This window comes from Rhodococcus coprophilus NBRC 100603 (assembly GCF_001895045.1).
Lineage (GTDB): Bacteria > Actinomycetota > Actinomycetes > Mycobacteriales > Mycobacteriaceae > Rhodococcus > Rhodococcus coprophilus.
This window is the reverse complement of record NZ_BDAM01000007.1, coordinates 54,940-77,296: the sequence shown is the minus strand read 5'-3', so window position 1 is coordinate 77,296 and position 22,357 is coordinate 54,940. Positions and strand designations below refer to the sequence as shown.

General features: G+C 67.8%; 19 protein-coding genes. 7 read left to right on the top strand and 12 right to left on the bottom strand.

Features of this window, described 5'->3' with window-relative positions; genetic code table 11:
* The first annotated feature begins 28 nt into the window (after positions 1–28).
* Positions 29–637: an isopentenyl-diphosphate Delta-isomerase gene (idi, locus tag RDCOP1_RS12260; protein WP_072700899.1), complete on the top strand. Its 609-nt coding sequence runs from the start codon at positions 29–31 to the stop codon at positions 635–637.
* Here the strand turns inward: idi and RDCOP1_RS12255 are convergent.
* Positions 634–2,142 carry a PucR family transcriptional regulator gene (locus tag RDCOP1_RS12255; RefSeq protein WP_084722609.1) on the bottom strand — a complete coding sequence of 503 codons (1,509 nt, stop codon included), beginning with the start codon at positions 2,140–2,142 and terminating at the stop codon, positions 634–636. The two genes, idi and RDCOP1_RS12255, sit on opposite strands and share 4 nt — an antisense overlap.
* 141 nt (positions 2,143–2,283) lie before the next feature.
* Here RDCOP1_RS12255 and RDCOP1_RS12250 point away from each other — a divergent pair, with 141 nt between their 5' ends.
* From RDCOP1_RS12250 to RDCOP1_RS12240, 3 genes are read left to right on the top strand one after another with little or no spacing between them, the layout of a single operon-like run.
* Positions 2,284–3,657, top strand: coding sequence for an 8-oxoguanine deaminase (locus RDCOP1_RS12250; protein WP_072700895.1), 1,374 nt, complete (start codon positions 2,284–2,286; stop codon positions 3,655–3,657).
* A 5-nt stretch (positions 3,658–3,662) separates the two neighbouring features.
* Positions 3,663–4,472, top strand: coding sequence for an FAD binding domain-containing protein (locus RDCOP1_RS12245; protein WP_072700893.1), 810 nt, complete (start codon positions 3,663–3,665; stop codon positions 4,470–4,472).
* A complete protein-coding gene (locus RDCOP1_RS12240; protein WP_072700891.1) occupies positions 4,469–7,180 on the top strand; it encodes a molybdopterin-dependent oxidoreductase in 2,712 nt (903 codons plus the stop codon). Before RDCOP1_RS12245 ends, RDCOP1_RS12240 begins: the two co-directional genes overlap by 4 nt.
* Here the strand turns inward: RDCOP1_RS12240 and RDCOP1_RS12235 are convergent.
* Genes RDCOP1_RS12235 through RDCOP1_RS12220 form a run of 4 tightly spaced genes read right to left on the bottom strand, consistent with a single transcriptional unit; the run spans position 7,151 to position 11,776 of the window.
* Positions 7,151–7,975 (bottom strand): SRPBCC family protein, encoded by an 825-nt coding sequence (locus RDCOP1_RS12235; RefSeq protein WP_072700890.1) that lies wholly within the window; start codon positions 7,973–7,975, stop codon positions 7,151–7,153. The two genes, RDCOP1_RS12240 and RDCOP1_RS12235, sit on opposite strands and share 30 nt — an antisense overlap.
* A gap of 32 nt (positions 7,976–8,007) precedes the next feature.
* On the bottom strand, positions 8,008–8,862 hold the full coding sequence (locus RDCOP1_RS12230) for an FAD binding domain-containing protein (RefSeq protein ID WP_072700888.1): 855 nt from the start codon (positions 8,860–8,862) through the stop codon (positions 8,008–8,010).
* Positions 8,859–11,285: a xanthine dehydrogenase family protein molybdopterin-binding subunit gene (locus RDCOP1_RS12225; RefSeq protein WP_072700886.1), complete on the bottom strand. Its 2,427-nt coding sequence runs from the start codon at positions 11,283–11,285 to the stop codon at positions 8,859–8,861. Before RDCOP1_RS12225 ends, RDCOP1_RS12230 begins: the two co-directional genes overlap by 4 nt.
* Complete coding sequence (locus tag RDCOP1_RS12220; RefSeq protein ID WP_072700884.1) at positions 11,282–11,776, bottom strand: (2Fe-2S)-binding protein; 495 nt, start codon at positions 11,774–11,776, stop codon at positions 11,282–11,284. The genes RDCOP1_RS12225 and RDCOP1_RS12220 overlap by 4 nt, the downstream gene beginning before the upstream one ends.
* 140 nt (positions 11,777–11,916) lie before the next feature.
* On the opposite strand from RDCOP1_RS12220, the gene RDCOP1_RS12215 reads away from it, so the two are divergent.
* Positions 11,917–12,960, top strand: coding sequence for an alcohol dehydrogenase catalytic domain-containing protein (locus RDCOP1_RS12215; protein ID WP_072700882.1), 1,044 nt, complete (start codon positions 11,917–11,919; stop codon positions 12,958–12,960).
* Between the two features lie 12 nt (positions 12,961–12,972).
* Positions 12,973–13,785 carry a mycofactocin-coupled SDR family oxidoreductase gene (locus tag RDCOP1_RS12210; protein ID WP_072700880.1) on the top strand — a complete coding sequence of 271 codons (813 nt, stop codon included), beginning with the start codon at positions 12,973–12,975 and terminating at the stop codon, positions 13,783–13,785.
* A 50-nt stretch (positions 13,786–13,835) separates the two neighbouring features.
* Here RDCOP1_RS12210 and RDCOP1_RS12205 read toward each other — a convergent pair whose 3' ends face one another.
* The gene (locus tag RDCOP1_RS12205) at positions 13,836–14,633 is read right to left on the bottom strand and encodes a DUF5602 domain-containing protein (RefSeq protein ID WP_072700877.1); all 798 of its coding nucleotides are present in this window, start codon (positions 14,631–14,633) and stop codon (positions 13,836–13,838) included.
* A 171-nt stretch (positions 14,634–14,804) separates the two neighbouring features.
* Here RDCOP1_RS12205 and RDCOP1_RS12200 point away from each other — a divergent pair, with 171 nt between their 5' ends.
* The gene (locus RDCOP1_RS12200) at positions 14,805–15,437 is read left to right on the top strand and encodes a pyridoxamine 5'-phosphate oxidase family protein (RefSeq protein ID WP_072700875.1); all 633 of its coding nucleotides are present in this window, start codon (positions 14,805–14,807) and stop codon (positions 15,435–15,437) included.
* A gap of 23 nt (positions 15,438–15,460) precedes the next feature.
* On the opposite strand, the gene RDCOP1_RS12195 is transcribed toward RDCOP1_RS12200, so the two are convergent.
* Genes RDCOP1_RS12195 through RDCOP1_RS12170 form a run of 6 tightly spaced genes read right to left on the bottom strand, consistent with a single transcriptional unit; the run spans position 15,461 to position 22,329 of the window.
* A complete protein-coding gene (locus RDCOP1_RS12195) occupies positions 15,461–16,618 on the bottom strand; it encodes an XdhC family protein (RefSeq protein ID WP_072700874.1) in 1,158 nt (385 codons plus the stop codon).
* Positions 16,611–17,732: a vWA domain-containing protein gene (locus RDCOP1_RS12190; protein ID WP_072700872.1), complete on the bottom strand. Its 1,122-nt coding sequence runs from the start codon at positions 17,730–17,732 to the stop codon at positions 16,611–16,613. The genes RDCOP1_RS12195 and RDCOP1_RS12190 overlap by 8 nt, the downstream gene beginning before the upstream one ends.
* Positions 17,729–18,622: an AAA family ATPase gene (locus tag RDCOP1_RS12185; protein WP_072700870.1), complete on the bottom strand. Its 894-nt coding sequence runs from the start codon at positions 18,620–18,622 to the stop codon at positions 17,729–17,731. The genes RDCOP1_RS12190 and RDCOP1_RS12185 overlap by 4 nt, the downstream gene beginning before the upstream one ends.
* 46 nt (positions 18,623–18,668) lie before the next feature.
* Positions 18,669–19,652, bottom strand: coding sequence for an allantoicase (alc, locus tag RDCOP1_RS12180; RefSeq protein WP_072700868.1), 984 nt, complete (start codon positions 19,650–19,652; stop codon positions 18,669–18,671).
* Entirely contained in the window at positions 19,649–21,055 is a 1,407-nt protein-coding gene (gene allB, locus RDCOP1_RS12175; RefSeq protein ID WP_072700866.1) for an allantoinase AllB, read from the bottom strand. Before allB ends, alc begins: the two co-directional genes overlap by 4 nt.
* Entirely contained in the window at positions 21,052–22,329 is a 1,278-nt protein-coding gene (locus RDCOP1_RS12170; protein ID WP_072700864.1) for a DUF6986 family protein, read from the bottom strand. The genes allB and RDCOP1_RS12170 overlap by 4 nt, the downstream gene beginning before the upstream one ends.
* Between the last annotated feature and the right edge of the window lie 28 nt (positions 22,330–22,357).

Sequence of the window (22,357 nt, the reverse complement as noted above, 5' to 3'; positions counted from 1 at the left end):
CCCAGAGAAACGGACAGACAGGAACACCATGGAGCATGTAGTGCTGCTCGACGATGCGGGCCGCGCCGTCGGCACCGAACCGAAGGCCAGCGTGCACACTGCGACGACACCGCTGCACCTCGCGTTCTCGGCGTACGTCTTCGACCAGGACGGAAACCTGCTGATCACGCGGCGTGCCCTGGAGAAGCGGACGTGGCCCGGCGTCTGGACGAACAGTTGTTGCGGTCACCCCGCGCCGGACGAGCCACTCGAACTCGCCGTCCACCGTCGGCTGGGCCAGGAACTCGGCATCGAGATCGACGACGTCGGCATCGTCCTGCCGTTCTTTCGGTATCGGGCGGTGATGGACAACGGCATCGTCGAGAACGAGATCTGTCCCGTGTACCGGGTTCTGTACCGCGGGTCGCACCCGGCTCCCGATCCGGACGAGGTGTGCGGAGTCGAATGGGTGGATTGGACGACGTTCGCGGATGCGGTGGTGAACGGAACCCGTGACGTGTCGCCGTGGTGCTTGGAGCAGGTGCAGCAGTTGCGGAAGCTGGGGCCCGACCCTCTGCTCTGGCCGGTGGCACCGGTGACCGATCTGCCCCTGGCCGCGCCCGATCGCCCGGACGAGGACCTCCACAGCCCCGCCTAGGACTGCTGCATGTGCAGCGACCGGAGCGCGAGATAGACGTCCAGCTTGTCGTCCAGCCGGGACAGATCCCGGCCGGTGAGCTTCTCCACCTTGCCGATTCGGTAGCGGACGGTGTTGAGGTGCACGTGGATCCGGTCCGCGGTGCGTCGCCACGAACCGCTGCATGCGAGAAACACCTCGAGTGTGGGAAGCAGCCCACCGTCGTTCGAGAGGTCGTGATCGAGCACCGGGCCCAGCACGCGTCGTGCGAAATCGTGACGCAACCGGTCGGGAACCGCCGAGAACAACTCTGCCGCCGAGTCCATCGCGGCGACGCGCACCGATACCGGCTCGGGAAGGTCGCCGTCGTCCGCGGCCAGTGCGGTTGCGGTGGCGATCGCACCGGCCAGCGACCCGAGTGTGCAGGTCGCGCTGACTCCGATGCGTAGGCCCGTGCCCTCCGATGCCGGGACGATGCGTGACAGCCGCCGGCGGAGCAGCATCCCGACGTCGGTGTTCTCACCGGCGACGGTCAGGACCACTCGGTCTCCGTCCAGAGCACTGACGCTTCCCGGAAGAGCGTCGCAGAGTACGGCGCGAAGGGAATGCAGGCGATCGGTGGTCACCACCCCGGCTCGGGGATGGACCGGCACCCGGCGCGCGACCACCGTGACGAGCCTCCGCGATGCGTCGAAAGCCGTTGCCGCACCGGCAACGACACCGGTGGCGTCACATGTGTCCCACGTGGAACGCCTGCGCTCGTCCCGACGGACACGGTCGAGTGCGGCGACTGCCGCAAGCTCGCCGAACGCGTCCAGGCAGTCCGCACGGCCAGGACCGGTGTGCCGCACCACGAGCAACCACGAGGATGCGCGGTCGCGCAGGCCGGCACCCACGGAGAGAACGGTGTAGTCGCCCGTCGTGTGGGGAAGGCGCTCGGCCGTCAAAGCCGACTCTACGAGGTGGTCCACGGTGTCCTCGTCGAGGTGCTCGTCGCCTACGAGACATACTCCGGTAGCGGTCAGCAGCCAAGCATCGGCACCGAATTCACTTGCGGTGCGGGCGAGTAGATCGTCGATGCTGCGGCCGTCGGCCACCGCCTCGAGGAGACGCCGCTGCCGCGCGAGCCCGTTCTGCAGACGGTCCATCCGCGCACCGGACATGCGTGCCGTGAGGCGCTCGATGATCCGGCTGAACGGCATGTCGGCGGGAACCGAGACCAACGGCAAACGGTGCCGTATGCACGCGGCCACCACGTCGTCGGGCACCGCCCCCAGCAGCGCCTCTCCCGCGGCGAGAGCCGTCACGCCCATGCGCGCGAGGTGCTTGACGAACAGGTCGGAGTCCTCGGCGGACTTGTGCCACACCAGCCCCGAGAACACCAGCGACCCCGCGCTGACATACCGGGTGGGATCGGGCATGTCCGTCGTACACGTCCGGAGCACCGGACGGTCGAGCATCGCACGGTCGCCGTGCAGGACCCTGATCCCGAGTTCGGCATCGTCGAGTACATCCTGGAGAAGCACTGCACCACCTCCGTGCGTCGATCTTTGGACGATCGCACAATACGAAGCGGTCATTTCGTTGCGGTTTCGTACACGGTGCCCGGGGTGTTGCGTCTCGAGCAGGAGTTCACTGGTAGGTGTCCGCCTACGTGAGGAGCAACCGTGCACACTCGCCCCACCACCCGCCCCACCGTGATCCGCGGTGCACACGTGGTCACGATGGATGCAGGACGTGCCGAATACCGCAGCGGTCATGTCGTGGTCGAAGGGAACCGGATCGTCGCCGTCGGCGACGGCGAACCCGTCGGGTACGACGACGCGCGGATCGTGGACGGCACGGGATGCCTCCTCACCCCCGGACTCGTCAATACCCACCATCACCTGTATCAATGGATCACTCGCGGCCTGGCGGTGGATCACACGCTGTTCGAATGGCTGACCACCTTGTACCCGATCTGGGGTGGCATCGACGCCGACATGGTCCACGTGGCCGCGACGGGTGGCCTCGCGCATCTGCTGAAGACGGGATGCACGACCAGTACCGACCATCACTACGTCGTCCCGCGAGACGGGGGTGATGTCTTCGGGGCCGAGATCGCCGCCGCAGCAGAGGTCGGTATCCGGTTCCACCCGTGCCGCGGGTCGATGGACCTCGGCGCGAGCGCGGGCGGTCTGCCGCCGGATCACATCGTCGAGGATCTCGACGCGATCCTCACAGGAAGCCAGGACGCCGTCCGGCAGTGGCACGACCCGTCGTTCGATTCGATGCTCCGGGTCGCGCTGGCGCCCTGCTCGCCGTTCTCGGTCACGGGTGAATTGCTGAAGCAGTCGGCGGTACTCGCCCGCGACCTCGGCGTCCGGATGCATACCCACTTGGCGGAAACCCTCGATGAGCAGGACTTCTGCATGGAGAAGTTCGGGTGCAAGCCCGTCGAGTACATGGAATCTCTCGGGTGGACGGGCCCGGACGTCTGGTACGCCCACGCGGTGCATCTCGACGACCGCGACATCGGGGTGCTCGCCGCGTCGGGAACAGGTGCGGCGCACTGCCCGACGTCCAATGCGCGCCTCGGTGCCGGCATCGCCCGCGCGGCGGATCTCTACGCTGCCGGGGTCCCGTTGGGCCTCGGTGTCGACGGCGCCGCAAGCAACGAGTCGTGCTGCATGCTCGAGGAGGCCCATCACGCGGCACTGTTCGCGCGGGCACGCAGCGGTCCCCGTGCGATGACGGTCCGGCAGAGCCTCGCCCTCGCGACCATCGGTGGTGCCCGGGTGCTGGGGCGCGAGAACGAGATCGGGTCCCTCGAGGTGGGCAAGCTCGCGGATATGGCTCTGTGGCGGCTCGACACCCTCGCGCATTCGGGGATCGCGGATCCGGTGGCGGCTCTCGTCCTGGGGTCGCAACCACCGTTGGATCTGCTCCTTGTGAACGGTCGGGAGGTAGTGCGCGACGACCGGGTTCTCACCGTCGACACCGAGGTCGTCGCGCGTGGTGTAGCCGGCGCGCACGATCGTCTCGTCGCCAAAGCGGGGTGAGGACAATGGATCTGCACACGGTGGCCGATTACACCGTCGCGCGGTCGCGGGACGATCTCGCCTGGGGGCCGGGTACGGCGTTCGTCGGAGGCGGGACGTGGTTGTTCTCGGAGCCGCAACCACACCTGAGGCGCCTCGTCGATCTCTCCGGATTGGACTGGCCCGCGACGTTGCACGGCGACGCCGGTCTCGAGATCGCTGCGACGTGCACCGTCGAGGAACTCTCGGCACTGTCCGATACCGAAACGTGGACTGCGGCACCTCTTTTCCGGCAGTGTGCGGATGCCCTGCTCGCTTCGTGGAAGATCTGGAAGCGCGCCACGGTCGGTGGCAACATCTGCCTGTCGCTCCCTGCCGGTGCAATGATCTCGCTGGCAGTCGCGCTCGACGCCGACGTGGTGATCTGGAGCCGGGACGGCGACGAGAAGCGGGTACCGGTGGAGGAGTTCGTCACCGGGGCGGGCGAGAACATCCTCCGTGACGGAGACATCCTCCGCAGCATCCGAATCGCACCGCGCCTTCTCGACTCGCGCACCGCCATGCGGAAGATCTCGTTTTCCCCACTCGGGCGTTCCGGTGCGGTGGTGATCGGCCGCCGCGACAGCGACGGTGCGTTCACCTTGTCGATCACCGCCGCCACGACCCGCCCCTACGTATTGCGATTCCCCGGCGCCCCGTCGCCGGCAGACCTCGAAGCCGCACTTGCCTCGCACGTACCCGCCGACGCCTACTACGCGGACGTCCACGGCACCCCGAGCTGGCGTAGAGCGGTCACACAGGTTCTCGCGCAGGAAGTCCGGGAGGAGTTGTCATGAAGCTGACAGTCAACGGCAGCGAGGTCGACGCCGCGCCGCGACCGGGACAGTGCCTTCGCACGATGCTGCGGGAACACGAACACTTCGAGGTCAAGAAGGGCTGCGACACCGGCGACTGCGGTGCGTGCTCGGTGCTCGTGGACGGCGAGGCGGTGCACTCGTGCGTGTATCCCGCGGCCCGGGCGGAGGGGTGTGCCGTGACCACGGTCAGTGGTTTGGGTACACCCGACGAACTCCATCCCCTTCAGCGACGGTTCGTCGACGCGGCCGGATTCCAGTGCGGATTCTGCACCGCGGGCATGATCGTCACCGCATCCACCTTCACCGAATCCGACCTCGACGACCTGCCGCGCAAACTCAAGGGAAACCTGTGCCGCTGCACCGGATACCGCTCGATCGACGACGCGCTGCACGGTGTCACCAACGTCGAACGGTCGTGCGGAAAGCAATTCGGCGCTTCACATCCCGCGCCTGCCGGTCCCCGCGTCGTCACCGGCACCGAACCGTACACGTTCGACAGTGTGGTCGACGGTGTGCTCCAGATCGCGGTACTCGGCAGTCCGCACCCACATGCCCGGATCGTCACGATCGACACCACTGCGGCCGAACAGTTGCCGGGAGTGCACACCGTCCTGTGCTGGCGCGACGCACCCGAAGTCGCCTATTCGACCGCGCGCCACGAAAACCGGGAAGAAGACCCCGACGACACCTACCTCTTCGACCGGACCCTGCGATACGTCGGTCAGCGGGTCGCTGCGGTGGTCGCCGAGACCGAAGCCCAGGCGCAGGAAGCTTGCCGGCTTCTCGAGGTGGAATACGAGATCCTGCCGTTCGTGCTCGATCCGGACGAAGCCGCTTCCCCCGGCGTCCCGCTGCTGCACGGCGACAAAGGCCCGCAAGCACGGATCGCCGACGTCTCCCGCAACCTCATCGGCGAGGTGCACGGTGGATGCGGTGACGTGGAAGCGGGGATCGCCGCGGCCGCGGCGGTCGTGCGAGGGCGCTGGCAGACCCAGCGGGTCCAGCACACCCATCTCGAAACGCACGGAGCCGTCGGATGGCTCGACGACGACGGTCGCCTCGTGATCCGCAGTTCCACCCAGGTGCCGTTCCTCGTCCGCGACGAACTGTGTCACATCTTCGGACTCGAACGGCACCGCATCCGGGTGTTCACCGCCCGCGTCGGCGGCGGGTTCGGCGGAAAACAGGAAATGCTCGTGGAGGACGTCGTCGCGGCTGCCGTCCTGCGCACCGGCCGTCCCGTGCGCTGGGAGTTCACGCGCTCGGACCAGCTCACGGTCGCGCCGTGCCGACATCCGATGCGGGTCGACGTCACGGTGGCCGCCGATGCCGAGGGCATTCTCACGGCCATGGCAATCGATGTCCTCAACGACGGCGGCGCCTACGGCAACCACTCGGCGAGCGTGATGTTCCACGGGTGCGGCGAGTCGGTCGAGGTCTACCGGTGCCCGAACAAGCGAGTCGACGGCCGGTCCGTCTACACGAACAACCGGCCCTCCGGCGCCTTCCGGGGCTACGGTCTCGGACAAGTGATATTCGCGGTCGAGTCCGCCATGGACGAACTGGCCGTCCGGTTGGATCTCGACCCGTACGAACTGCGACGACGCAACGTGGTGGTGCCCGGCGACGAACTGGTTGCCGCCCACCCCGAGGGCGCCGACCTGGGTTTCGGCAGCTACGGCCTCGACCAGTGTCTCGAACTCGTGCGCACGGCGATGTCGAGTGGGCGAGGGCTTCCCGAACCGAGCGGGCCCCGATGGCAGATCGGGGAGGGAATGGCACTTGCGATGATCGCGTCGAACCCACCGGGCGGGCACTTCGCCGACACGTCGATCGAACTTCTCCCGGACGGAACGTATCTCGCACGTGTCGGCACCGCGGAGTTCGGCAACGGCACGACCACGGTGCACACGCAGATCGCGGCGTCCGTGCTGGGGACCGATCCGGAACGGATCCGCGTCGAACAGTCGGACACCGATGTCACGACGCACGATACGGGTGCGTACGGATCGTCGGGCACCGTCGTCGCCGCCAAGGCTCTGCTGGCCGCTGCCGGAACGCTGCGCGAGGAGATGGCGAAATGGGCGGCCGAACTGGCAGGAGGATCGCCTGACGACGTCGAGTTCACCAGCGACGTCGCGCAGGTGAACGGTACGGAGGTGTCGTTCGCGGATCTGCTGGAGGCCGCCGGGGGGACCCTGCGCGCGGAAGGCAGCCACGGGGGACTTCCCCGGTCACTCTCGTTCAATGTGCAGGGGTTCCGCGTCGCAGTCGACACCGGCACCGGCGAGGTGCGGATACTGCAGTCGGTGCAGGCCGCGGACGCCGGCGCCGTCGTCAACCCCGAGCAGTGCCGTGGACAGGTGGAAGGTGGTGTCGCGCAGGCCATCGGGGCCGCCATGTACGAGGAACTCGTCACCGACGCCGCCGGCACCGTCGTGACTTCGACCCTGCGGAACTATCACATTCCGCAGTACGCGGACGTGCCCCGTACCGAGGTGTACTTCGCGGACACCTACGACACGCTCGGTCCGATGGGCGCGAAGTCCATGAGCGAGGCGCCGTTCAATCCCGTCGCACCTGCGCTGGCCAATGCAATCAGGCGAGCCATCGGAGTCCGGCCGCACGAACTACCGCTGTCCCGCGACCGGATCTGGTCACTTCTTCCGGCGCCCACAGGCCCCTGAACGACGCCCGCATGCATTCGAACGGCGCCCGCAGGACGCCGAACGGCTACGGTTGCGCCGCCGGACGGTGCGGCTCGACACCACGCCCACCACGATCGCCACGACGGCCACCACGGCGATCGGGACGAGACGCTGGATGACCGAACCCCGCGCGAACTCCATGAGGTCGAGAGGTTCGGTCTCGGGCTGGGGTTTCGTCCCGGAGTGCGCGGTGCCGGTCCCCGTCGATTGCGCGGTGGCCGCAGAGGGCGGGGCGGGTGCGGTGCCGTCGGGTGGCGTGGTCGCCGCCGCCGGCGTACCGGACGGAACCTTTTCGTTGGGGACCGATTCGGCTGCAGCCGGTTCCGCGGCTTGGGGTCCGAGCTTGTCCGACAGGCAGGACGCGAACTGTTGGAGAATCTTCCCGCCGACATCGGAAATCATGCCTCGCCCGAACTGTGCGGGCTTGCCGGTGACCGTCATGTCGGTGTGGACCGTACCGTCGGTGCGGTCACCGTCGCCGGTGAGAACGATCGTGATGGTCGCGCTGACGGTGCCGTTGCCGCGCGTGTCCTTCGCGTTCGCCTCGATCACGGCCTTGTGGTTCTGTTCGTCCGACTCGACGTAGCGGCCCGTGCCCTTGAACGTCAGCGCCACGGGCCCCAGTTTCACCTTCACCGTGCCGGTGAAGGTGTCGCCCTCGACTCCGGTGAGCTTCGCCCCGGGCATGCAGGGGGCGACCTTCTCCGGGTCGAGCAGGGCCGTCCACACGACATCGACGGGCGCCGGTACGGACAGGGTGTGATCGAGTTGCATTGTGTCCTCTCAGTCTTGGAAGATTCCGGAAATCAGATGCCCGCGGCTGTCGTCACGGCCCGGCGCGTGAGGACCCGCGCCAGATGGCTTCGATACTCCGCGTCGGCGTTTCCGTCCGTCATCGGGTCCGTTCCGTCCGTCGCACGTTCCGCGGCTGCCCGGATAGTCTCCGCGGTGGCGGGCTGACCCACGAGAGATTCTTCGACGCCGTGCGCCCGGACCGGCACCGTCGCCATATTCGTCAGCGCCACCTTCGCCCGTTCGATGGTGCCACCCGCGACCGAAACAGTCGCGGCGACGCCGACTATCGACCATTGTTGTGCTGCGCGATGGAACTTTTCGTACCTCGCCGCCCAGTCGGTGTGCTTCGGAATGCGTATCTCCGCGAGGATCTCCCCGGCGTCCAGGGCAGTGGTGAAGTAGTCCTGGAAGAAGTCCGCCGCAGCCACAGTGCGGATACCCGAGGGGCCCACCACCCGGAACGTCGCATCCAGTGCCATGGTGGGAGCAGCGAGATCACCCGCGGGATCGGCATGTGCGAGTGATCCGCCGAGGGTTCCCCGATGCCGGATCTGTGGATCCGCGACGGTCGCGGTGGCTTCCGCGAGCAGTCGCGCATGCCGGGCGACGAGAGGGTCGTGGAGCACTTCGTGGTGCGTCGTGGTCGCGCCGATGACGATGTCGTCGCCGTCCTCGCGGATGCCCCGCAACTCGGCCACGCGACCGAGGTCGACGAGTGCCGACGGCGCCGCGAGACGTAGCCGCAGCACCGGCATCAGGCTCTGACCCCCGGCGATGATCTTGGCGTCCTCACCGGCGTCGCGAAGTGCCGTGACGGCCCCGTCGAGGCTGGTGGGGGCGAAATACTCGAACGCTGCCGGAATCATTCCGTTCCTCCCTGGCTGGAAACCGCACCGTTGCCGTCGGCTGCTCCGCCGCTCTGCGCGGAACGAATGGCATGCCACACCCGCATCGGAGTACACGGCATCTCGATGTCGCGAACTCCGTACTGCCGCACCGCGTCCAGCACCGCGTTTACGACGGCCGGCGTCGACGCGATGGTCCCGGCCTCACCGACACCCTTGACGCCCAGAGGATTTCCCGGTGCCGGTGTGTCGGTGCGGTCCGTGGTGAACGACGGCAGGTCGACGGCGGTCGGCAACAGGTACTCGGCGAACGAACCGCTGAGCAGAGTGCCGGACTCGTCGTGCACCGCTTCCTCGTAGAGCGCCTGTGCGATCCCTTGGGCAAGGCCACCGTGTACCTGTCCCTCGACGATGAGGGGGTTGACGACGTGGCCGATGTCGTCCACGCAGACGTATTTGCGGATGCGTGCGTGACCGGTGTCGGTGTCGACCTCGATCGCACACAGGTGGGTGCCGTGCGGGAACGAGAAATTGTCGGGGTCGTACGTCGCCTCGGAGTCGAGGTTCGGTTCGATTCCGTCGGGCAGATCGTGCGCGGCGAACACGGCCAGCGCGATGTCGGTGAGTCCTACCGATTTCGCGGTTCCCTTGACCCGGAACTGCCCGTCGGTGAAATCGAGATCGTCCTCGGCGCATTCCATGAGATGAGCGGCGATCGGTCGTGCCTTGGCGACCACTTTCTCCGCGGCCTTGACGACGGCGATGCCGCCGACGGCGAGCGACCGCGACCCGTAGGTGTCGAGGCCCCGCGGTGACGACTGGGTGTCGCCGTGCAGGACTTCGATGTCCTCGAACGGAATCCCGAGCCGATCGGCGACGATCTGGCTCCACGCGGTCTCGTGTCCCTGCCCGTGCGCGGACGCTCCGGTGACCACCTCGACCTTGCCGGTGGGCAGCATGCGGATGGCGGCGTGCTCCCAGCCACCGGCGCCGTACGAGAGCGATCCGAGGACCCGGGACGGCGCCAGACCACACATCTCGGTGAAGGTCGACACCCCGATGCCCAACTGCACCGGGTCCTTCCGCTCCCGGCGCTCGGCCTGCTCGCGTCGCAGGCTGTCGTAGTCCAGCAGTTCGAGCGCCTTGGCTGTGGCCGCTTCGTAGTTGCCGGAGTCGTAGGTCAGGCCCGCGACGGTGTCGAACGGAAATTCCTCGTGCCGGATCCAGTTCTTCTTGCGCAGTTCGATCGGGTCCATCGACAGTTCGACGGCGAGTTCGTCCATGATGCGTTCGATCGCGAAGGTCGCCTCGGGCCGGCCCGCCCCCCGATACGCATCGGTGGGCACCTTGTTGGTGAACACGTTGGTGCAGGTGAATCGGTAGGCGTCGAACTTGTAGATGCCGTTGAACATGAACGCCCCGAGGATCGGCACGCCGGGCGTGACGAGTCGCAGGTACGCGCCCATGTCTGCGAGCAGATCCACTTTCAGGCCCGTGACGGTCCCGTCGCGTCGCGCCGCGATCGTGATCTTCTGGATCTGGTCGCGGCCGTGGTGCCCGGCCATCATCGACTCACTGCGCGTCTCGGTGTACTTGAGAGGCTTCCGCAACCGCCGCGAGATCAGCAGTGTGAGCACCTCTTCCGGTGTCACCTGGAGTTTGCCGCCGAATCCGCCACCCACGTCGGGGGCGATCACCCGCAGGGTGTGCTCGGGGATACCGAGCGTCATCGCAAGCATCAATCGCAGAATGTGCGGCACCTGCGTGGCCGACCACATCGTGGTCTGGGCGGCAGTGGGGTCGACGACCACCGACCGCGGTTCCATGAACGCGGGAATAAGGCGCTGTTGGCGGAAGGTCCGCTCCACGACTACTTCCGCGTCGCGGATGGTGTCGTCGACGTCGCTCCCACTGCCCGCTTCGGCGGAGTCGTACACCCACGTCGCACTGCGGTTGGTTCCGAGGTCGGGGTGGAGGACCACGGTGTCTTCGGCGGCGGCCGCGAGGTCGAGTACGACCGGCAGGTCCTCGTAATCCACATCGATCGCGTCGAGTGCGTCGTGCGCTTCGTAATAGGTGCGGGCCACCACCACGGCCACGGCCTCCCCCGCGAACCTGACCGTGTCGACGGCGAGCGCCGGCGCGGGTGGGGTCAGCATGTCTTCGGTGATCTGCCACGCGCACGGCAGACTTCCCTGCTCCTCTGCGAGATCCGCGCCGGTGTAGACGGCGACGACGCCCGGTTGCTTCTTCGCTTCCTCGACGTCGAGGTGGGTGATGCGGGCGTGGGCGAAGGGGCTACGCAGTATCGCGGCGTGCAGCATGCCGGGAAGGACGATGTTGTCGGTCCAGCGGGTGCGGCCGGTGATGAGATGTTCGTCTTCCTTGCGGCGGCGTGCCCTGCCGAGTTCGGATTCGGTGCGTGGTTCGGCGGTGCTCGTCATCGTGTGCCTCCCTGCGTTTCCGCCGGTGCCTCACGAAGGCGCTGGGCGGCGTCCTGCGCGGCAGCGACGATGTTCTGGTATCCGGTGCAGCGGCAGAGGTTTCCTTCGAGGCTGTGCCGGACCTGTTTCTCGTCGGGATCGGGGTCCTCCGCGAGCAGATCGATCGTCGCCATGATCATCCCCGGCGTGCAGAACCCGCACTGAAGCGCGTGTTTCTCGCGGAACGCCTCCTGGACGGGGTGCAGCGAGCCGTCGAGTGACAGTCCTTCGACGGTCGTGACCTCTTGCCCGTCGACCTGGACTGCGAGTACGGAGCACGATTTGATGCTCCGGCCGTCGAGCAGGACGGTGCATGCGCCGCAGTTGCTGGTGTCGCAACCGACCACCGTCCCCACTTTGCCCAGTCGGTCTCTGAGGTAGTGCACGAGCAGAAGGCGGGGTTCCACCTCGTCGGTATAGGGCGTTCCGTCGACGGTGACAGTGATGCGCATCGAACCTCCAGTTTCATGCCGCGGGCGATTCCGGTGATACAGATCACTGACACTGTGCGTCACGAGAGGGGGACGATGGCCTGAATCGAAGAAATCGGTCGCCGCGGCTCGGGTGAACCACGAAGACGAGGGGCTCGCTGATGGGAATCGCGGCAGTGATCGTCCCCGAACGTGCCCTCGAAGTGACCGAAGTCGACTGGGGGCCGTGCGCACCGGGCGAGGTACGTATCGAGGTGGCGTACTGCGGAGTGTGCGGGTCGGATCTGCATCTGTTCTTCGATCCGCCGGACCCGCTCACAGGGCATGTCCTCGGGCACGAGTTCTCCGGGATCGTGAGCGAGGCAGCAGCGGATGTGGAGGGATGGAACCCCGGCGACCGGGTGGTGGTCCGGCCGATCGACGACTGCGGAGACTGCACAGCGTGCCGGAGCGAGGACGGTGTCTGCCTCACCGGTCTGGTTCGAGGGCCCGGCCTGGGACGTCCGGGCGGGCTTGCGGAGTCGGTGACCGTTCCCGCCGGAATGCTGCACCGGATACCCGAGGACCTGAGCTTGCGGGACGCCGCTCTCACCGAACCGCTCGCGGTGGCGGTGCGCGCGGTTGCGCAGTCCGAGGTCGTGCCCGGCGACGGGGTCGTGGTGTTCGGTGCCGACCCGATCGGCCTGCTCGTCGTCGAGGTGCTCCGGGCCAGGGGCATCACCGACGTTCTGGTGATCGAACCCAACGACGCGCGACGTGCGCTCGCGAGCGGATCGGGCGTGCGGACGGCCACGCCCGGCCGGGTGCGTGAGGAAGCCGCCGCGTTCGCCAACGGTCCCCGCGCGGTCCTCGAGTGCAGCGGTCACCCGGGGTGCGCACAGAACGCCGTCGACCTCCTCGGCTATCGCGGTCGTCTGGTGATCGTCGGGATCTCCTCCGTTCCCTCCGAAGTCCTGTTGTCGCAGGTCTCGATGTTCGAGATGACGATCGTGGGCTCGACCGCCTACAGCGAGCGAGACTTCGACGAGGCGCTCGGCCACCTCGCTGCCGGACGCATCAGGGCCGACGCCCTCGTGACGTCCGTCGTCGGTCTGGACCGTGTCGATGCGAAGTTGCGCGAATTGTCCGACGGCACCGGACCGGACATCAAGGTCCTGGTGCAACCGACCGACCCCGGGTCACACGACCCGAGGAAATCGACCTGAGGAGAACAGTCCGTGAGCCGATTCGACGGCAAGATCGCTTTCATCACCGGTGTGGCCCGAGGTCAAGGGCGGGCACATGCCGTCCGGCTTGCACGTGAGGGCGCGCGCATCGTCGGCGTCGATATAGCGGGCCCGCTGCCCGGGGTGCCCTACGAGTCCGCAACGCTCGCCGATCTCGACGAAACGCGCCGTCTCGTCGAGGCCGAAGGCGGGAAGGCGCACTTGGTGCAGGGCGACGTTCGTGATCTCGAGGTGCTGAAGGAGGTCGCGCAGGAGGGCGTGGCACGATTCGGTGGCCTCGATGTCGTCGTCGCCAATGCCGGAATCTGCATCCCGGAGACGTGGGAAGAGATCAGCCCCACCAGTTTCCGCGACACCCTCGACATCAACGTCACCGGCACGTGGAACACCGTCACGGCGACTGCACCTCATCTCATCGAGCGTGGCGGTGGCTCGATCATCCTCATCAGTTCACTGGCCGGGGTGAAGATGCAGCCGTTCATGGTGCATTACACGACCAGCAAGCACGCGGTGACCGGGATGGCCCGCGCGTTCGCAGCAGAGCTGGGCCGGCACAACATCCGTGTCAACAGTGTTCATCCGGGTGCAGTGAACACACCGATGGGCTCTGGCAGCATGCGCGAACGGATCGCCGAAACCGCGGCGACCAACCCCAAGCTCGCGTCGATGACCACCCCGTTCCTCGAGAAGTACATGGCGGAACCGGAGGAGATCGCGGATATGGTGGCGTTCCTTGCCTCCGCCGATTCGACGTTCGTCACCGGACAGCATCTCGGCGTGGACGGCGGTGCTCAGTACTTCTGATCGGGCACCGGTTCGGTCATCGAAGTGCTCGTGCGACCGGTTGGGCGGGCTTACGACGCCTCGCGCATCGTGAGCCCGCCGAGTTCGACCGTGTACGTCTGCGCCGCTTCGTCCCACCGCACGGCGTAGGTGGTCGGGTAGAGGCCCGCGCGCTGGTACGCGGCGGGCTGAGGCAGTGGCTCCTCGATCGTGGGCCGGGACGCGAGCCACTCCCGGGTCATCATGGGTTCGATGAACGCCTGCTTGCCGTCCCACGACCCGTAGAGCACCCTCTCGGTGAAGTGGTGCTCGGTCTCGGTGGTGTCCAGCCAGTGCAGTCCCATGCCGGGGACAGTCGCTGTCAGCGGATTCCCGTCCGGTTCGTACCCCCGGGGCATGTACGGGGGGTCGGGCACGCGGGACGCGGCCTGGATGTAACCCGGGGCGAGCGGCTGGATCGCCTCCACCGTGGCTCTGTCCAGTAGATAGAAATGCACGTCGAAGTGCGGAACGTCGAAACCGTGTTCGGGGTTGTGGCCCCGGGAATTCCAGTCGATCGTGACGTGGTCGAACGGGGTGGTGTTCGCCTGCTCGGGTAGGTCGAGCACGTAGGCCTCGGTGATCGGCAGCAGCCCGTCGGGCAGGTTGTCGAGCGCGGCCGCGTCGAGTCGCACACCGAGCGCGGCAGGCGTGCCCTCGGCGTCGAGAGTGACATACGTGCGGGCCGAGCCCGCGCCGACCGGGCGGGCCGGCCCGTCGGCCGAGACGGGGACACCCTCGCCGGCCACGGTTGCCGGGGCGGCGAATACGCTGAGGAATACCGCAGCGGCGATCACGGAAACTGGCCGAAAACGTGGACGAACAACCATCTGAGGCCCTCGATTCGGTCGCCGGGCAGCATCGTCTCGGATCGTACCGAGGTACCGCGGGCGACGAGACGGACCGGATCGATTCGTGATGTGCGGGGTAACGGGATTTCGGTGCGCGCTGGGGAGAAAACGTGTTGTCTCCCGTGCGGTCGCACTGCTTCGATCGGTGTTATGAGCGAACGAACACGGCTGACTCGCAAACCCGAACGAGGCAACGACGATCCGGGAGTCCTGCATCGCCTCCTCGACGAGGCGCGCGTGGCCCACGTCGGGTTCGTGCGTCGCGGCTGTCCGGTGGTGCTTCCCATGGCCTTCGGCCGGGACGGCAATCGGCTGTTCCTCCACGGGTCTACCGGCGCCGGCGCGTTCCTCGATTCTCGTCAGGGGCTGGAGGTGTCGGTCGCGGTGACTCACCTCGACGGACTCGTGTTCGCGCGGTCCGCATTCGACAGCAGCATGAACTATCGCAGCGCGGTGATCTTCGGGCACGCAATGCCTGTACCGGCCGAAGACAAGCAGGACGCGCTGCGGGCGGTCACCGAACACCTCATGCCAGGCCGCTGGGAGGAAGTCCGTCCGCCCACCCCGAAGGAACTCGCGGCGACGACGGTGCTGGTGCTTGCGCTGGACGAGGTGAGCGTCAAGGTGCGCGCGGCCGGTCCCGGCGAGGATCCGGACGACGGCGAGGACCGGTCGGTGTGGGCCGGGGTCGTCCCGATACACACCGCCTTCGGCGCTCCGGAGAGGTCGCCGCTCACCGATCCCACACTTCCGTTGCCGAGGTCGGTCACCGCGCTGCTCTGACGGCCGCTCACATCCGGCCGGGCTCAGATCTTCCGGGCGGCACTGCCCACGGACCGAACCGGTTCCTCATGGGCATGGATCGGTCCGTCGGTCTCGCCGAGTCGCTGCCCGCGACCACCCCACCGCAACGCGATGATCTCGGCGGCGATGGACACCGCGGTCTCCTGCGGTGTCCTGGCCCCGAGATCCAGGCCGATCGGTGACGACAACCGGGCGAGGTCGTCGTCCGTCATTCCCGCTTCCCGCAACCGGGCCATCCGGTTGTCGTGCGTACGACGCGAACCCATCGCCCCGACGTACGCCACGTCGAGTCGCAGCGCGACCTCGAGCAGTGGAACGTCGAACTTGGGGTCGTGGGTGAGCACGGTGATCACCGTGCGCTTGTCGATCCGGCCGGCGGCGGCCTCGGCGGCGAGATAGCGGTGCGGCCAGTCCACGACGACTTCGTCGGCACCGGGGAAACGCGCCGCGGTCGCGAAGACGCCCCGCGCGTCGCACACCGTCACGCGGTAGCCGAGGAACGCACCGAGATCGGCCATTGCGGCGGCGAAATCGATTGCGCCGAAAACGATCAGCCGGGGAGGTGGCTGGAACACGTTGACGAACACCGACATTCCCTCGCCACGGCGTTCACCGTCGGTGCCGTAGTGCAGTGTCCCCGAACGTCCGACGTCGAGCAAGCCGCGCACGTCGTCGGTGACGGCGTCGTGCATCCGCTCGGACGGCAGCGTCCCGGCGTCACGATCGGGCCACACCACGAGGCGTTGCCCGAGTACCGAGGGATCGGGATGTTCGGTGACCGTCGCGATCGCCACGGGCTCGCCGCTATGCACCGAATCGACGACGTCGCCGAATGCGGGGAATCCGGTGGTGTCGATCCGCTCGACGAACACGTCGATGATTCCGCCGCACGTCAATCCCACGCTGAACGCGTCGTCGTCGGACACCCCGTACCGCTGCAACACGGGTGTGCCGTCGCCCATCACTTCCTGAGCGAGTTCGTACACCGCGCCTTCCACGCATCCACCCGACACGCTGCCGGTGACCGTGCCGTCGCCCGCGACCAGCATCGATGCTCCCGGCGGGCGCGGAGCAGAACGGAACGTCGACACCACGGTGCCGACGGCGACGGTCTCGCCGGCGCGATAGCGGCGGTCGAGTTCGTCGAGAACCTCACGCACGATGAACCTCCTCGAGCAGTGTTTCCAGTGTCGCAAGGCTGTGGCCCGCGAGCAGACGATCGACGTGCGGCAGCGCGGCGGAGATGCCCGATTGGATCGGTTCGTATCCGCTGTGCCCGGCGTGCGGGTTGACCCACAGGACAGCATGCGCCAACCTGCGCAGCTGAGCCATCTGCTCGCCGAGGAGTGCCGCGTCGCCGCGTTCCCAGCCGTCGGAGAAGATCACCACGACCGCACCCCGGGCCAGTCCGCGCCGGCCCCAGCGGTCCAGGAAGGCACGCATCGTCTCGCCCAGTCGCGTGCCGCCGGACCAGTCGGGCACGGCACGCGCGGCGGCGGCGAGCGCGTGGTGCGGGTCGCGGGCGCGCAGGGCACGGGACAACCGCGTCATGCGCGTGCCGAGCGAGAACACCTCGGTTCCGGCCGGGTGGGATCTGGTGACGACGTGCGCGAATCGCAACAGCGCATCGGCGTAGGGGGCCATGGACCCCGACACGTCGATCAGCAGCACCACCCGGCGTGGCCGCGTCGCCCGGCGATGACGCACGGGGCTCACCGTCTCGCCGCCTGCCCCGAGCATTGCCCGCAGCGTTCGGCGTGGATCGACGTCGCCGCGCCGGGAGGGACGCCTCCGCGCGGCCGCACGCCGTGGCGGGCGGGGTCGCAGTCGCGTGAGCATTTCCGTCAGGTGGGCTTGTTCGGCGGGGGTCAGCTCCGCGATGTCGCGGTGCCGCAGTACCTCGGTGTCGTCGGCTGCGACCTGCAGCTGCGGCGTCTCTTCGCCGGAGTCGTCGCCCGCAGGCCCCCGTGTGCTCGCCAGTGCGGCGATCCGAGCGGTGCGGGTGCGGTGGCCCCGGGTGCGGGAGATCGCCGGCACATCACCTCCGAACCAACTGCGAAATGCGGCGTCGTAGCGGGGCAGGTCGTCGGGTTCGCGACACAGGGTCGCCCGTCCTGCCCAATAGACCTGCACCGGATCGCCGAGGTCGATTTCGCGGAGCGCCCGGACATATGTGCCGGTCGCGTCAAGGGCCACCGGCATGCCGGATTCGGCGAGTGCCCGGGTGAACCCGGCGAAGCCCACCAGCGTGCCGTGTCCGCCGGCCGAGGTCATCCGGCGAGGACCCGGTCGAGACCCGCGCGCATCGCGCGCTCGAAGTCCTCGCGGTATTTGAGGACGGCACCGAGGGTCGCGGCGGCGGTAGCCGCGTCGAGCACGTCGCGATCGAGTTCGTGCAGCGCACGAGCCCAGTCGAGCGACTCCGCGACGCCGGGTGGTTTGAGCAGGTCGTAACCTCGCAGGGCCTGGACGGCGTGCGCGACCTGCGAGGCGAGCCGGGCATCGATCTCGGGCAGTCGGCGCCGCAGTATCGCGATCTCGCGGTCGAGGCCGGGGTGCTCGACCCAGTGGTACAGACACCGCCGTTTGAGCGCGTCGTGCACCTCGCGGGTGCGGTTGGACGTGAGTACCACCAGCGGCGGCACCGCCGCACGGATCTCGCCGAGTTCGGGAACGGTCACCGCGTTCTCGTCGAGTACCTGGAGCAGCAGCGCCTCGAATTCATCATCCGCGCGGTCGATTTCGTCGACGAGCAACACGCACGGAGCTCCGGTGAGGGCTGCGAGCAGCGGCCGGGCCAGCAGGTACCGCTCGGTGTACAAGGAACGCTCGGCGGTGTCCGCGTCCAATGCGCCCCCGCTCGCGGCCTCGAGCGTGCGCAGGTGGAGCAATTGCCGGGGAAAGTCCCAGTCGTAAAGCGCCTGCGACGCGTCGATGCCTTCGTGGCACTGCAACCGGACGAGCGGCAGGCCGAGCGCCTCGACGAGCGCCGTCGCGAGAGAGGTCTTCCCGGTGCCGGGTTCGCCCTCGCAGAACAACGGCCGTCCCATACGGATCGCGAGGAACGCCGTCGTCGCGAGGCCCTCGTCGGCGAGGTATCCGGTCGACTCGAGCGCCGCTACGAGATCCCCGGGGGACTGCACTTCGGTCACCGCACCTGCCATGGGCTGAGCCTAGGACACCCGGGCGCGCGGCGACGGCGACTCGAAGTCACGGGGTGCCCGGTTCTGTGAGGCGCCCGTGCACGCGTAGCCGCGAGATACCCCCGTCCGGATACACGTCCAGTCGCACGAACGACATCGGAGTGTTCGCATCGATGCGGAACCGGTGACGGCAGTCGGGGAGCAGAGCGGTTTTCGGAAGCAGTTCGACGAACGCCGATTCGTCGGTGGCGTCCGACCCGGCGGGCAGGCCCGACAGTCGCGCCCATCCCGGCGCATTGCCGACGTAGTACGACGTGTCGATCTCCACGTGGTCGACCAGCGAGGTGCCGGCCAGGCGCACCGTGACGTGGTCGTTTCCGTCGTCGCGGCGCCGTGCGTTCTCCCACCCTCCGCCCATGTTCGCGGCTCGGCCGGGGGCGATGATGTTTCGCGGCGAGGAGTAGAAGTGGTTCGAGCAGTCGGCGATGTCGGCACCGTTCTCGAGCGCCGCCACGTCGATGGTGCCGGTGAGGAATGCCGGGTCGGGACGAACCTCGCCGTGGACGCGCAGTCGGGCTACGCCCCCGTCGGGATAGATGTTGAGACGCACGTGGGTCCAGCGTCGTTCGCTGTCGACGGGGAAGGCGTTCGCAGTGTCACCGAGCAGCGCCACCTTGCCGACGAGGGGTTCCCAGGGCGCTTGCAGCAGTTCGGCGGCGTCGGGATATCCGTCGGCACACACGGCCTCGATCGACGCGAACGGCGGGTAATTGCCCGTGAACCATGCGGTGTCGATGACCACGCCGCGGATCACGCCGGGGGCACCGAGACGCACGATAGCGAAATCGTGCCCGGGTTCGCGTCGCCTGCGGGTCTCCCACCCGTCGTACACCTTGCCCTTGTGCCCGAACGCGGACAGGTCGTGCTGAGCCGCACCGGGAGCGATGAGATTCTCACGCTGCGCGAACAGTTCGTCGTTGGCGTACATCACCGAACCGGTCAATTCGCGGGAAGCGAGATCGGGGAGTTGCCGGAAATCGAGTGACGTCATCGAGTGTCCTTCCGGGACAGCAGTTTCGCGCGGGGCGCAGGGGCGGGACTGTCGCCGGTGGCGACGGGGGCGGGACTGTCGCCGGTGGCGACGGGGGCGGGACTGTCGCCGGTGGCGACAGGGAGGGGTTCGCCGGCCAGCCATGTCTGGCGCACCACCCCGGCGAGCGCCATTTCGGCATAGGGGGTGACGGCGTTGCGGTGATGGAGCTTTTCGGGAAAGACCACGAAGGCGTCGTCGGGGGCGAGGACGCACAGGTCGGCGGTGTTGCCGACGGTGATCTCGCCGCGGCCCGCCAGTCCCGCCACGGCAGCGGTGTTGCGGGCCATCCAGCGGACCACGTCGGCGAGCGAGTGTCCACGTCTCCGTGCTTCGGACCAGACGATCGGCAAACCCAGTTGGAGGGAGGAGATGCCGCCCCAGGCTTCGCCGAAGTCACCGATTCCCAACTTCTTGAGTTCGGGTGTACACGGTGAATGGTCGGACACGATGCAGTCGATCGTGCCGTCCGCCAGGCCGCGCCACAGACCTTCTCGGTTGGTGGCTTCCCGGATGGGTGGGCAGCATTTGAAATGTGTGGAGCCGTCGAGGATTTCCTCACTGAACAGGGTCAGGTAGTGCGGGCAGGTCTCCACGGTGATGCGGACGCCGGCCTGCTTCGCCGCCGCCACGAGCGGCAGGCTCCCGGCGTCCGAGAGGTGGAGAATGTGGACGCGGCAACCTGTTTCGGCAGCGCCGTCGATCACCTGGGCGATGGCTCGTTCTTCCGCGAGGCGTGGTCGCGAGTGCAGGAAGTCGGAGTAGCGACGGCCCGACGGTGCCTGCTGGGCGTCGAGCGTGGGTCCGTCCTCGGCGTGGACGATGAGAAGGCCGTCGAATCCCGCGATGATCCGCATCGCTGCGACCATCTGTTCGCGGTCCAGCGGCGGATACTCGTCGAGTCCGGAGTGTGCGAGGAAGCACTTGAATCCGTATACGCCTGCGTCCCAGAGCGGTTCGAGATCGGCGAGGTTGCCGGGGACGGCACCGCCCCAGAAGCCGACGTCCACGACCACCTGGGGTGCGGCGACCTTCTTCTTGACCTCGAGCGCAGCTACATCGACGGTCGACGGAATCGAATTGAGCGGCATGTCGATCAGCGTGGTGACCCCGCCGGCGGCGGCGGCGCGGGTCGCGCTCGCGAACCCCTCCCACTCGGTCCGGCCGGGGTCGTTGACGTGCACGTGGGTATCGACCAGGCCGGGAAGCAGCGCTTCGTCGTCGGCCAGGACGACCTCTCGTGCCCCGGGAACCGGTGTCGCGTAATCCTCGACGGCGACGATCCGTCCGTCCCGGATGATCACTGCGCACGCCCGTTCACCGTCGTCGACGACGGCGCGGCGGGCCCGGATGACGGTGGTCACTCGAAATGTCCTTCCTGACGGGTGAATCCTGCCAACTCACCCAGTCGGCCGGGCGTGACGCCCGCGCGCTCGCGGACCTCGGAGTCGGTGAGGGCTCCGCATTCGAGCCCGCGATGCAGGAACGACGCGAGTGCCCGCACGGTTGCGGGTTCGTCGAGGAACCCGCCCTCGGTACGCGCGAGATACGTCGAGATCCGTGCGGCGGCGGACTCGAACGAACGACGGTAGAAGGCGAATGTCGCCGCATAGCGGGTCGGTAACTGGGCGGGGTGCAGGTCCCAGCCCTGGTAGAAACCGCGGCGCAAGGACCGGTCGACGAGCCTGGCGTGCAGTGACCAGGCAGCGCGGATCTCGTCCGCCGCGCCGACCGGGAGTCGGTTGGTCGAACCGTCCGAGAGCAGCACGCCGGTGCCCGCCGCGGCGACCTGCATGGTCGCCTTCGCGTGGTCCGCGACCGGATGGTCCATCGCCTGGTATTCGGCCGCGATACCGCACGCCGCCGAATAGTCGTAGGTTCCGTAGTGCAGACCCGAGCAGCGGCCCTGTGCGGCGTGGATCATCGACGCGACCTGCGCGGTCCCGTCGGGTCCACAGACGGACTGGGGTGTCTCGATCTGGATTTCGAAACGCAGCGGTGTCGTGAGTCCGTGGTTGCTCTCGAGGTATTCGCACACGGTGACCATGGCGGCGACCTGTTCGGATGCTGTCACCTTGGGCAGAGTGACGACGAATCCCGCAGGGAGAGAGCCGTTGTCGGCGATCTCGGCGAGGAACATGTCCATGGTGCGTACTGCGCGTGCCCGAACTGCGGGTTCGAGGCACTTCACGCGGATGCCCGAGAACGGCGTCGGGTTCGGGGTGGCCCGTAACGCTCGAGCCGCCCGCACGAGGTGGGCGTCTTCGTCGGCGTCACGTCCGCCGGGTGCGATGCCGGCTTGCGGGAACCCGTCTTCGAAGTCGATCCGCAGATCCTCGATCGGCTCTGCGGCGAGTTTCGCCTCCACGAGCGGCAGAACCTCGCGGGCGAGGGTGGGTTCGATGCCGACGATGTCGGCGAGGTCTTCCGCTCCGGAGACATATCGGGAGAACGTGTCCTGCGCCTGCGCACCCCACGAACGAACCGTGTCGGCGTCGTATCGATCGACGGGAACGTAGACGGTATGTACGGGTTGCCGTTCCGCGCGGAGTCCGGGATAGGCCGCGGCGTACCGGGCATCGACGGCACCCAACGCGACATCGAGCGAGTCGAGCAACCGCTCGCGTCCGTCTGCCATCCGATCTCCCGTGTCTGCTCGGGGTGTA

Excerpts from the sequence above, each read along its gene's own strand:
- idi (WP_072700899.1), top strand. The coding sequence starts at position 29 with ATGGAGCATGTAGTGCTGCTCGACGATGCGGGCCGCGCCGTCGGCACC.
- RDCOP1_RS12245 (WP_072700893.1), top strand. The coding sequence starts at position 3,663 with ATGGATCTGCACACGGTGGCCGATTACACCGTCGCGCGGTCGCGGGAC.
- RDCOP1_RS12240 (WP_072700891.1), top strand. The coding sequence starts at position 4,469 with ATGAAGCTGACAGTCAACGGCAGCGAGGTCGACGCCGCGCCGCGACCG.
- RDCOP1_RS12235 (WP_072700890.1), bottom strand. The coding sequence starts at position 7,975 with ATGCAACTCGATCACACCCTGTCCGTACCGGCGCCCGTCGATGTCGTG.
- RDCOP1_RS12230 (WP_072700888.1), bottom strand. The coding sequence starts at position 8,862 with ATGATTCCGGCAGCGTTCGAGTATTTCGCCCCCACCAGCCTCGACGGG.
- RDCOP1_RS12225 (WP_072700886.1), bottom strand. The coding sequence starts at position 11,285 with ATGACGAGCACCGCCGAACCACGCACCGAATCCGAACTCGGCAGGGCA.
- RDCOP1_RS12220 (WP_072700884.1), bottom strand. The coding sequence starts at position 11,776 with ATGCGCATCACTGTCACCGTCGACGGAACGCCCTATACCGACGAGGTG.
- RDCOP1_RS12215 (WP_072700882.1), top strand. The coding sequence starts at position 11,917 with ATGGGAATCGCGGCAGTGATCGTCCCCGAACGTGCCCTCGAAGTGACC.
- RDCOP1_RS12205 (WP_072700877.1), bottom strand. The coding sequence starts at position 14,633 with ATGGTTGTTCGTCCACGTTTTCGGCCAGTTTCCGTGATCGCCGCTGCG.
- RDCOP1_RS12200 (WP_072700875.1), top strand. The coding sequence starts at position 14,805 with ATGAGCGAACGAACACGGCTGACTCGCAAACCCGAACGAGGCAACGAC.
- RDCOP1_RS12190 (WP_072700872.1), bottom strand. The coding sequence starts at position 17,732 with ATGACCTCGGCCGGCGGACACGGCACGCTGGTGGGCTTCGCCGGGTTC.
- RDCOP1_RS12185 (WP_072700870.1), bottom strand. The coding sequence starts at position 18,622 with ATGGCAGGTGCGGTGACCGAAGTGCAGTCCCCCGGGGATCTCGTAGCG.
- alc (WP_072700868.1), bottom strand. The coding sequence starts at position 19,652 with ATGACGTCACTCGATTTCCGGCAACTCCCCGATCTCGCTTCCCGCGAA.
- RDCOP1_RS12170 (WP_072700864.1), bottom strand. The coding sequence starts at position 22,329 with ATGGCAGACGGACGCGAGCGGTTGCTCGACTCGCTCGATGTCGCGTTG.